The 11,368-nt window shown below is 28.9% G+C and carries 10 protein-coding genes and 1 pseudogene; 10 read left to right on the top strand and 1 reads right to left on the bottom strand.

The window, feature by feature from the left end; all coding sequences use genetic code 11:
• Nucleotides 1–190: pseudogene (locus JG677_RS05200) on the top strand (DUF2972 domain-containing protein); the annotation flags it as partial.
• Between the two features lie 149 nt (nucleotides 191–339).
• Here JG677_RS05200 and rpoD read toward each other — a convergent pair.
• Nucleotides 340–2,211 carry an RNA polymerase sigma factor RpoD gene (gene rpoD / locus JG677_RS05205; RefSeq protein WP_325099554.1) on the bottom strand — a complete coding sequence of 624 codons (1,872 nt, stop codon included), beginning with the start codon at nucleotides 2,209–2,211 and terminating at the stop codon, nucleotides 340–342.
• Between the two features lie 143 nt (nucleotides 2,212–2,354).
• On the opposite strand from rpoD, the gene JG677_RS05210 reads away from it, so the two are divergent.
• The 9 genes from JG677_RS05210 (at nucleotide 2,355) to JG677_RS05250 (ending at nucleotide 10,426) form a co-directional block, all read left to right on the top strand.
• Nucleotides 2,355–3,167 carry a flagellar hook-basal body protein gene (locus JG677_RS05210; RefSeq protein ID WP_200169442.1) on the top strand — a complete coding sequence of 271 codons (813 nt, stop codon included), beginning with the start codon at nucleotides 2,355–2,357 and terminating at the stop codon, nucleotides 3,165–3,167.
• A 16-nt stretch (nucleotides 3,168–3,183) separates the two neighbouring features.
• Nucleotides 3,184–3,975, top strand: coding sequence for a flagellar basal-body rod protein FlgG (gene flgG, locus JG677_RS05215; protein ID WP_131186330.1), 792 nt, complete (start codon nucleotides 3,184–3,186; stop codon nucleotides 3,973–3,975).
• 205 nt (nucleotides 3,976–4,180) lie between these two features.
• Nucleotides 4,181–6,949: a periplasmic nitrate reductase subunit alpha gene (gene napA / locus JG677_RS05220; RefSeq protein WP_200285518.1), complete on the top strand. Its 2,769-nt coding sequence runs from the start codon at nucleotides 4,181–4,183 to the stop codon at nucleotides 6,947–6,949.
• Nucleotides 6,950–6,954: 5 nt separating this feature from the next.
• The gene (napG, locus tag JG677_RS05225) at nucleotides 6,955–7,701 is read left to right on the top strand and encodes a ferredoxin-type protein NapG (RefSeq protein WP_200169325.1); all 747 of its coding nucleotides are present in this window, start codon (nucleotides 6,955–6,957) and stop codon (nucleotides 7,699–7,701) included.
• Nucleotides 7,698–8,480 carry a quinol dehydrogenase ferredoxin subunit NapH gene (gene napH, locus JG677_RS05230; RefSeq protein ID WP_200285520.1) on the top strand — a complete coding sequence of 261 codons (783 nt, stop codon included), beginning with the start codon at nucleotides 7,698–7,700 and terminating at the stop codon, nucleotides 8,478–8,480. Before napG ends, napH begins: the two co-directional genes overlap by 4 nt.
• Nucleotides 8,480–9,001 (top strand): nitrate reductase cytochrome c-type subunit, encoded by a 522-nt coding sequence (locus tag JG677_RS05235; RefSeq protein ID WP_200169327.1) that lies wholly within the window; start codon nucleotides 8,480–8,482, stop codon nucleotides 8,999–9,001. The genes napH and JG677_RS05235 overlap by 1 nt, the downstream gene beginning before the upstream one ends.
• Nucleotides 9,002–9,004: 3 nt before the next feature.
• Nucleotides 9,005–9,922, top strand: coding sequence for a WD40 repeat domain-containing protein (locus JG677_RS05240; protein ID WP_200285522.1), 918 nt, complete (start codon nucleotides 9,005–9,007; stop codon nucleotides 9,920–9,922).
• Entirely contained in the window at nucleotides 9,919–10,254 is a 336-nt protein-coding gene (locus JG677_RS05245; RefSeq protein ID WP_200169329.1) for a chaperone NapD, read from the top strand. Before JG677_RS05240 ends, JG677_RS05245 begins: the two co-directional genes overlap by 4 nt.
• 1 nt (nucleotide 10,255) lies before the next feature.
• Nucleotides 10,256–10,426: a hypothetical protein gene (locus tag JG677_RS05250; protein ID WP_200285524.1), complete on the top strand. Its 171-nt coding sequence runs from the start codon at nucleotides 10,256–10,258 to the stop codon at nucleotides 10,424–10,426.
• Nucleotides 10,427–11,368: the final 942 nt, after the last annotated feature.

An 11,368-nucleotide genomic window follows, 5' to 3' on the forward strand; every position in this document is an offset into this window, starting at 1 on the left:
AACTTAAGTTGTGTAATGCAAATGATATTTTAAATTATTTTAAAGAAAACGTTAATTTAAGACAAAAATTAAAAGTTATATTAGATAAAGAATTAATCCATATTAAACAACAACGCCCTGATATAATTGAGTCTTGGAAGTATTATCAAGAATTTAAAAGATGTGTAAAGAATTAGATGGGGAAGATTAAAAAATTAAATAAAAATAAAATTTTTGAAGTAACAAACTTTAGATATTTTAAATTAAAAATAATTGGATATTTAAAAGACTAGATTAAAATATGAAATTAATATAATAAAAATATATAAAAATAATTTAAAGCACAAAAGGATGAAAAAATTATTTCCATCCTTCTATATAATTTTTAAGTTTTCTTCCAACTTTAGGGTGTTTTAATTTTTTAATAGCTGAACTTTCTATTTGACGCACTCTTTCCCTAGTTACATTAAGTTCTTTACCAATTTCTTCTAAAGTTCTATCGCTCTCATCATCCATTAAGCCAAAACGCATACGAATGACAGCTTTTTCTCTATCATTGAGCTGATCTAAAACTTCATCAATTTGTTCTTTTAAATCATCTTTTAAAATATGATCCATAGGAGAGAGTGAATTTCTATCTTCTACAAAATCTCCAAATTTTCCATCATCTTCATTGCCTATAGGAGCTTCTAATGATATAGGTTCTTTTGTGATTTTAATTACTTGTTTAACTTTATCTACACTTAAACCCACTTCTTTAGCTATGATGCTTACATCAGGTTCTTTGCCATTTTTTTGTAAGTGTTCGCGTATGATTTTATTGATTTGATTAATAGTTTCTATCATATGTATAGGAATTCTAATTGTTCTTGCTTGATCGGCAATTGCTCTTGATATAGCTTGTCTTATCCACCAAGTAGCATAGGTTGAGAATTTATAACCTCTTTTATATTCAAATTTATCTACAGCTTTCATAAGACCTATATTACCTTCTTGTATAAGATCTAGGAAAGGCAATCCTCGATTTGTATAGCGTTTTGCGATACTTACCACTAAACGTAAATTTGATTTAGCCATTCTTGCTTTAGCCTCGTCTGAAATTTTCTTTCCACGTTTAATTTGTTCTAAAATTTCTTTAAGATGATTTTTTTCAAGATCAAATCCTTTTTTACTAGCCTCTTTAGTTTGAAAGAGTTTTTTTATTTCCATATATGTGCTAACCATGGTAGTTTCTAGTGATTTTTCAGCAATTTCTTCTTTGCTTAATTTTGTAATATCTTTTAAAATATTTGCATGACGTGTCTTAAGTTCTTCTGAAAACATTGGTAAGCGATATTCTAAGCGTTTAAGCTCCTTATCAAATTCTTCATCACTCTTAAGAGCTGTTTCCATTGACTTTACAATCTCTGAAATAAGTTTTGAAGTAGGGCCTAAATCCATAAGTTTTTCTTTGAGAATATTCTTTTTAAAAGCAATGCTTAATTTATCAAGTAATTCATCATTATTGCTTTCCTTGTCTGTTTTACTTACTTTTAGCCAATCTTTTTTTGCTTTTTCTAAAGCTTTAAATTTTTCTATAACTTTTAAAGTTCTTTCATCTTCTTTTTTCTTATTTTTTTTATTTTTGTCATCATTTTCATTTTCTAATTCTTCATCTTCTTCAAGCTCATCATTTTTATCATCATTTTTATCATCATCATCAAAACTTTTAAAAAGTTCTTTTACTCTTCTTTCTCTATTGATAAGAGGTTCTTTATAATCTAAGATAAAATCAATCAAATAAGGAACAGAACAAAAAGCATCAATTATAATATCTTCGCCTAGTTCTATTTTTTTAGAGATTTCTACTTCTTCATCTTTACTAAGCAGAGCAATTTGCCCCATTTCCCTTAAGTACATACGCACAGGAGAATCTGATCTACTCCATTCCAATAAATCATTTTCATTTGCTAAATCAAATTCGCTTTCCAAGCTTGTATCTTGAAGCTTTTGTTTTTCTTCTTGCAATCTTTTAGCATCTTCTATATTTTTAATCTGAGCAATTTCAGCCGCTGAAAAAAGTTGAACTTTATATTTTTTGATCAAAGTTTGTATTTTTTTGGCTATAGATGCGTTAGGTTGTTTTGAAAGATATTTAACTAATTTTTCATAAGTAATATAATCTTTTTCATTTTCTTTAAATAGCTCTTCTAATTCTGCTTCTTGGGTTTTTGCGCTCATTAATTTCCTTATTTCAGTTTTTACATTGAATTTAATATTTTAGCTAAAAATTTCTTAAAAATTTATATTGTATTAATATCATTTAAATTTTGAAAAATTTTTTGGAACACTCTTTGCTTAAACATTTTTTGAAAATTAAAAATATAGGTGAAAATATGCAAAATGGATATTATCAAGCAACCGGTGGTATGGTAACACAGTTTAATAGATTAGATGTGATTACAAACAATCTTGCTAATATTAATACAAGTGGTTATAAAAGAGATGATGTTGTTATTGCAGATTTTAAAAGGATTTTTAAAGAAACTCAAGATGAGTTGCCTATACAAAATCATACAAGAGATGCTTCAAGATTTGCTAATACTACGATCGATAGAGTTCCTCAAATTGATCAAGAATATACAGATTTTACAATGGGTTCTTTAAAAACTACTAATAATCCTTTAGATCTTGCAATAACTAGAGAAGATGCTTTTTATTTAGTGCAAACAAATAATGGCGAAGTAAGACTCACAAAAGATGGAAATTTTCAGCTTGATGATGAGGGTTATTTGGTAAATAAACAAGGTTATAAAGTTTTAAATTCTAATTATTTTAACAATCCCCAAAATGCGTGGATTAAAGTAAATGAAAATGCAAATTATATCAATGTTGATAAAAATGGAAATATTTCTGTTGATGGGAATCAAAACTCAAGATTGTTTATTGCTCAAGTAGATGATATAAGAGCTTTACAAAAAGATGGCGATAATGTATATAAAATCGATGATTTAACAAGAATTAGAGATTTAGATAATTCAAATGCGATAAGACAAGGTTTTTCTCAAGGATCAAATGTAAATCCTGTAACCGAAATGGTAAGTCTTATAGAGGCCAATAGAATGGTTGAAATGTATCAAAAAGTTATGACAGCGCATATGGATGATTTAAACCAAGATGCTATCAATAAACTTGCAAGCGTTAAATAAATAAAAGGATAAAACTATGATGAGATCACTTCACACTGCTGCTACAGGTATGATAGCACAGCAAACACAAATTGATGTTACTTCAAATAATATTGCAAATGTTAATACAGTTGGATTTAAAAAATCAAGAGCTGAATTTGCTGATCTTATGTATCAAACTATGAAGTATGCAGGAACTTCAACTTCTGCTACTACTCTTTCTCCTTCTGGTATAGAAGTGGGTGTTGGTGTGCGTCCAACTGCAATTACTAAAATTTTTACAGAAGGAAGTTTTAAAGCCACTAGTACAGATGGTTTAGATATGGCTATTGCGGGAAATGGATTTTTTCAAGTGCAACTTCCTGATGGAACTATAGGTTATACTAGAAATGGACAATTTACTAAAGACAATGAAGGAAATATAGTAAATTCAGATGGATATAGACTTTTACCTGAAATGACTATTCCAGAAGGAGCTATTGCGATCAATGTTGCTACAGATGGAACAGTTTCTGTTATGCTTCCAGGAGAGCAACAAGAAACCCAAATTGGACAAGTAGAGCTTGTGCAATTTATCAATCCTGCAGGACTTCATTCAATAGGTGATAATCTTTACTTAGAAACGGGTGCAAGTGGAGCTCCAGTTGCTGGAATTGCTGGTCAAGATGGCTTAGGACAAATTAAACATGGTTTTGTTGAACTTAGCAATGTTCAACTTGTTGAAGAAATGACAGATCTTATCACAGGTCAAAGAGCTTATGAGGCAGGTTCAAAGGCTATTACAACAAGCGATGATATGTTAAGCATTGTTAATCAACTCAAACGTTAATATTTTAAAAATTTCCAAATAGTTATTTGTATTATTTGGAAATTTTCTTGCTTATTAAATATTATTATTTAAATCAATTATTTAGGACTCAAAATATCCTAAATAGATATTTTGAAATTATTTCTTTTAGCTACTAAATTAATATTTTTTTTATTAAGCATAAACTATAATAAAACTTTTATCTTTAAATTTTTTGGAGGAAATAATGAATAGAAGGGATTTCATTAAGAACACCGCTATTGCAAGTGCTGCAAGTGTTGCAGGGCTTAGTGTTCCTAGTTTTGCTTCTAATGAAGAAAATTGGAAATGGGATAAAGCAGTTTGTAGATTTTGTGGAACAGGCTGTGGAATTATGATTGCTAGAAAAGATGGCAAAATAGTGGCTACAAAAGGAGATCCAGCAGCTCCAGTTAATAGAGGGCTTAATTGTATCAAGGGTTATTTTAATGCAAAAATTATGTATGGAGAGGATAGATTAGTTACTCCTTTATTACGTGTTAATGAAAAAGGCGAATTTGATAAAAAAGGTAAATTTAAACAAGTTTCTTGGCAAAGAGCCTTTGATGAAATGGAAAAGCAATTTAAAAAAACTTACAACGAATTAGGTGTTAGTGGTATAGGTATATTTGGAAGTGGTCAATATACTATTCAAGAAGGATATGCTGCATTAAAACTTGCAAAAGCTGGTTTTAGAACAAACAATATCGATCCAAATGCAAGACATTGTATGGCGTCTGCGGTAATTGGATTTATGCAAACTTTCGGTATAGATGAACCTGCAGGTTGTTATGATGATATAGAATTAACAGATACTATTATAACTTGGGGTGCAAATATGGCTGAAATGCATCCTATTCTTTGGTCAAGAGTAAGTGATAGAAAATTAAGTAATCTTGATAAAGTAAAAATAGTAAATTTAAGCACTTATTCTAATAGAACTTCAAATATAGCAGATATTGAAATTATTTTTAAACCAAATACAGATTTAGCAATTTGGAATTTTATTGCTAGAGAAATTGTATATAATCATCCAGAAGCAATAGATAAGAAATTTATTGATAAACATTGTGTTTTTGCTACAGGATATACTGATATTGGTTATGGTATGAGAAATGATCTAAATCATCCAAAATTTAAAGAATCAGAAAAAGATATAGTTGAAAAAGAAAATGTGATCACTTTAGATGATGAAGAAGCAACTTCACTTGCTTATCTTGGTGTTAAAAAAGGTGATAAATTCTATATGAAACATAGAGCTCAAGCTAGTGACAATTGGGAAATTAGCTTTGAAGAATTTAAAAAAGCTTTAAGCCCTTATACACTTGATTATGTTGCAGAAGTTTCAAAAGGTGATGATAATGAATCTTTAGAAGATTTCAAGAAAAAACTTCAACAACTAGCAAATTTATATATTGAAAAAAATCGCAAAGTAGTAAGTTTTTGGACTATGGGCTTTAATCAGCATACGCGTGGATCTTGGGTAAATGAGCAAGCTTATATGGTGCATTTATTACTAGGCAAACAATCAAAACCTGGAAGCGGAGCATTTTCTTTAACAGGACAACCAAGTGCTTGTGGAACAGCTAGAGAAGTTGGAACTTTTGCACATCGTTTGCCAGCAGATATGGTTGTTGCAAATCCAAAACATAGAGAAATTTCAGAAAAAATTTGGAAAGTTCCTGCAAAAACTATCAATCCAAAACCAGGTTCTCCTTTTGTTGATATAATGAGAAATTTAGAAGATGGAAAAATAAAATTCATTTGGGTTCAAGTAAATAATCCTTGGCAAAATACTGCCAATGCAAATCACTGGATCGATGCAGCAAGAAATATGGATAATTTTATTGTAGTAAGTGATTGTTATCCTGGAATTTCAGCAAAAGTAGCTGATCTAATTTTACCAAGTGCTATGATATATGAAAAATGGGGCGCTTACGGTAATGCCGAAAGAAGAACACAGCATTGGCGCCAACAAGTTTTACCTGTAGGTGAAGCTATGAGTGATACTTGGCAAATTATGGAATTTGCAAAAAGATTTAAACTCAAAGAAGTATGGAAAGAGCAAAAAGTAGATGATAAATTAACCTTGCCAAGTGTTTTAGAAGATGCTAAAAATATGGGATATAACGAAGAAGATACTTTATATGATGTTCTTTTTGCAAATGCTGAAGCTAAAGGTTTTAGCACAGAAGATGAAGTAGCCAAAGGATTTGACAATACTGATGCAAAAGGTGATGAAAGAAATATCATAGGAAGCGATGGTAAAGAATTTAAAGGTTATGGATTTTTCGTTCAAAAATATCTTTGGGAAGAATACCGCAAATTTGGTTTAGGTCATGGTCACGATTTGGCAGAATTTGACACTTATCATAAAGTAAGAGGATTAAGATGGCCAGTTGTTAATGGAAAAGAAACACAATGGCGTTTTAATACTAAATTTGATTATTATGCAAAAAAAGCTGCTCCAAATTCTGATTTTGCTTTCTATGGAGAATTTGACAAAATGCTTGCTAAGGGTGATTTAATCGCTCCAAAAGATGATAAAAAATATAGCATTAAAAATAAAGCAAAAATTTTCTTTAGACCATTTATGAAAGCTCCTGAAAGACCAAGCAAAGAGTATCCATTCTGGCTTGCAACGGGTAGGGTGCTTGAGCATTGGCATAGCGGAACTATGACTATGCGTGTTCCTGAGCTTTATAGAGCTGTTCCTGAAGCACTTTGCTATATCAATGAAATAGATGCAAAAAATTTATCTTTAAATCAAGGTGATTTAGTTTGGATAGAATCACGTCGTGGTAAAGTAAAAGCACGTATAGATATGAGAGGTAGAAATAAACCACCTGTTGGACTTGTTTATGTGCCTTGGTTTGATGAGAATGTTTATATCAACAAAGTAACTCTAGACGCTACTTGTCCATTATCAAAACAAACCGATTATAAAAAATGTGCGGTTAAAATTACTAAGGCTTAAATTTAATGCAAAGAAGAGAATTTTTCATAAAAAGCTTTAAAAATTTGTGCCTTTGTGCCGGAGGTGGTTTTTTGGCTACTTTAGCTTTAAATGCCAAAGATAGATATTATCTTAGGCCTCCAGGTGCAGATGATGAAGAAGTATTTTTATCAAAGTGTATTCGTTGCGGACTTTGTGTCAATGCTTGTCCTTATGATACCTTAAAACTTGCTTCTTTACTTGATGCACCCCAAAATGGAACACCTTTTTTTGAAGCAAGAAAAATTCCTTGTTATTTATGCGAAGATATACCTTGCATTAGAGAATGCCCTACAGATGCTTTAGATAAAAAGTATCTTGAAAAAAAAGATGGGGTTTATGAACTTAAAATGGGCATAGCTATTATCGATAGTGCTTCATGTGTAGCACATTGGGGGATTCAATGTGATGCGTGTTATAGAGCTTGTCCTTTGATTGACAAGGCTTTAAAGCTTGAATTTAAGAGAAATGAACGCACAGCAAAACATGCTTTTTTATTACCTATCGTAGATCATGAAGTTTGTGTAGGTTGCGGACTTTGTGAGCTTGCTTGCATTACACAAGAACCAGCCATTAGAGTTTTGCCAAGAAAATTTGTTTTAGGTAAAGCAGGATCTCATTATGTTAAAGGTTGGGATAAAGAAGATGAAAAACGTTTAAATGAAAGCAATGAGGAAAAAAAATTAGATCAAAACAAAGCACAAGATTATCTTAATAATGAGGAAATGTTATGAAATATCTAATATTAAGACGTTTTACTCAGATTGCAATTTTAGTTCTTTTTAGTTTTACTAGTACTCATTTTATATTAAATGGAAATTTAAGTTCTTCTGTTCTTTTTTCAACTATTCCTTTAAGCGATCCTTTTGCTATTTTACAAATTTTCTTAGCGAGTTTAAGTATAGATATAACTATGCTTTTAGGTGCTTTAGTGGTTTTTATACTTTATGGAGTATTTTTAGGTAGAGCGTTTTGTTCTTGGGTTTGCCCTATAAATTTAATTACAGATTTTTCCGCTTTTATGCGTCAAAAATTAAATTTTAAAACAAGTAAATTTTTAATTTTAAATAAAAATTTGCGTTATTTTATTTTAGTTTTAGTATTGATTTTATCTTTTATATTCTCTTTACCTGTATTTGAAAATTTTTCTTATATAGGCATTATACATAGAGGAATTATTTTTGGTGGAACTTCTTGGATTTTTGTTGCTTTTATCATTTTTTGCATAGACACTTTCTTAAGTCCTAGAGCTATTTGCTCTCATATTTGTCCTTTGGGAGCTTTTTATGCTGTAATTTCTCGTTTTGCGATTTTAAAAATAAAGCATAATGTAGATAATTGCACTAAATGCTATCGTTGCATCAATATATGTCCAGAAAAACAAGTTTTATGGATGATAGCAAAAGAAAGTTCTAGTGTAACTTCAGGAGAGTGTATACGATGTGCAAGATGTATAGAAGTTTGCGATGATAATGCTTTAAATTTTAATATATTCGATTTAAGGAAAAAATAATGAAAAAGAAAATATTTTTAGTTTCAACTGCTGCAGCTTTATTTTTGGTTGCCTGCGGAATCAATAGCGGTATAAGTTCAGAGCAAATTGGGCTTAGAAAAGCAAGTTTAGAAAATGAAAATAAAGTTGTTTTAGCAGATATTAACTATAGTGCAGCTCAACCAGGAGAAGCTAGCGTTTATGATAGATCTTATGAGAATGCACCTCCATTGATCCCGCATTCTGTAGAAGATTTATTGCCTATTACAAAAGATAATAATTCGTGTTTAAGTTGCCATGATAAAGCTATAGCAGCAGATGTTGGTGCTACTCCGATCCCTCCAACTCATTATTATGACTTTAGACACGATAAAAATACAGGCGATGTTATCAGCGATACAAGATTTAATTGTACTCAATGCCACGTGCCACAAAGTGATGCTAAACCTATAGTGGGAAATACTTTTAAAGCAGACTTTACAAACAAAGATCTACTTAAAAAATCAAACCTAATTGATGTAATCAATGAAGGAGTTAAATAAAATATGGTAAGGATATTTTTTATCCTTACTTTTTTTATACTTTATTCTTTTTCTTATGAGATAAAACTAAATTCAAATATAAGTTCTTTGAAAAAAAATGGAGATTTTTTATATATTGGAACCGACAAAGGCGAAGTTTTCTCTTTTGGTTTAAAAAACGATAAATTAAAAAAGCTTTTTATTCTACCTAAGATCAAAACTTATTATGATGAAAGTTTTTCTCAAATTTATGATATAGATTCTTTAGAAGACAGTTTATTGATTTTAAGCGAAGGAAGTTATGGGAAAAAAGATTTATTTGTTTATAAAGACAAACAACTCACAAAACAAAAAATTCAATTAAATGATATAAGAAAAGTTTTTTTTATTAACAAATATACCATTCTTATAGCTTCAATAAGCTCTGAAATTTATCTTTTTGATATAAAAAATTTAACCTTATTAAAAAAATTTAAATTTTCACAATCAGCTTTAGGAAATTTGCAACTTAATGAAGATAAGACTATTTTGGCATTAGGTTTTGAAAGTGGAGAAATAAAACTTTTTGATTTAAAAGAATGGAAAGTATTGCATAAATATAAACAAATTCACAAAGACAATATCTATCAAATAGATTTTAAAAAAAATATTATCTTAAGTTGTTCTACTGATAGACGTATAGGCATTATAAAAAACAATAAAGAAAATTTTTTACAACAAAATTTTTTAATTTATGCTTGTTCTTTAAGTCCTGATGGTAAAATTGCTGTTTTTAGTGATAACAATGACAATAAAACAAAGATCTTTAGCACAGATACTTTAAAACAACTAACTTTTTTTGATAATGAAAATTTAAGCGTTGAAAATATAATTTTTATAGATAATAAAAATTTTATTCTTTCTGGATTTTCAAATATACTTTTATTTAGGAGTTTAAAATGAATCTTTCTAGTGTTTTGATTTTAACAAAAGAAGAAAATCAAGAAAAATTGATACAAGATATCAATCAAGTTCCAAATTGTTCAGTTGAAATGAGTGAAAATGGTAAAATTATAGTAGTTATAGAAAGTGAAAATTTAGAAGACGAGTTAAATTCTTATAAAAAGCTTGAAAAACTTTCCAATATAATTAGCATCAGTATGGTTTTTTCTTATCAAGATTTAGATGATGATATACAAAAAGCTATTAATAGTGGCGCCATAGAAACTATAGAAAAAAATGAAAAAGCAGAAAATATAGAGTATTATGGAAGTATTTTTAGGAGACTATCTTAAAATGATTTTTTTAATCCCTTTGCTTATATTTTTTGCTGTAATTTTTGGAATTGATTATTTATATTTTTCTGATAAAGATTTAGCGATAAAAGAACAAAAAGAGATAAAAGCAGAAGTAAATAACTCTTTAAAACAAGAATACTTAAAACAACTTTTTAATACTAAAAATTAATTTAATCTTTAAATTTTATATTTTTTAGTAAATATAAATTTGAAAATTTAAGTTTTATATACTTTTTAAATCCCTTAATTTTTTATTTCAAAAATTATTTAATTTTATTTTTATAATTTCTAAAATTATAAAAAAGATTATCAAATGATGTTTAAAATACTTATACAACAATATAAAAAGTTATCACTAAAAATAATCAATTAAAAATTATTATTAATAAACTTTTAATTAAAAATATTTTATTATTCCAAAAAAGTTTATTATTTATATTTTATTACTTTTTTATTTTCTTTTTTAAAATAAACAATCAAAGGAGTTTTAAACAATGGATCAAAAACATAGTTTAAAAGAGATTTCGGGGGGGGGGGGATTGAAAAAAACCATTCTCGTTCTTCAAAAAAACTAGTTCTTTCTTTAGTTACAATCTCTTTTTTAAGTTCTTATTCTTATGCTACAGCTAATGTAGAAGCTTATGATGATAGCAAAACTAAATCAACAACTACTTATCAAAATACTAACACTACGATAAGTGATTCAAAAACTGAAACGCAAACCATAACTGGAAGCAATAATACTCTTACTATAGGAAGTGGCGGAACCATTACAATTTCTAATCAAAATAGTCAAGCTGTTCTTTTTCAAAAAGGTTCTTCAACTTCTACTTTTAAAAATGAAGGGACTCTTATAGGTGGAAGTAATACTTCTGGTGTTCAAGTAGGTGTAAATAGAAGTGGTGGTGCTACCATAGAAACCTTTATCAATGAAGGTATTATTGGAAATGGTTCTTCTAAATTTGGAGTAGTAGTTTGGGGAAGTGAAAGTTCTAAATCTACAATTAATAATTTCTCTAATAAAGGTACTATAAGTTCAAACAATGGTGAGGCTATTTATCTTGGTAATACTGAGATTACTACTTTTACTAATAGTGGGACTATAAGTAGC

Origin of the sequence: Campylobacter sp. TTU-622 (assembly GCF_016598965.1) — a bacterium.
Taxonomy (GTDB): Bacteria; Campylobacterota; Campylobacteria; order Campylobacterales; family Campylobacteraceae; genus Campylobacter_D.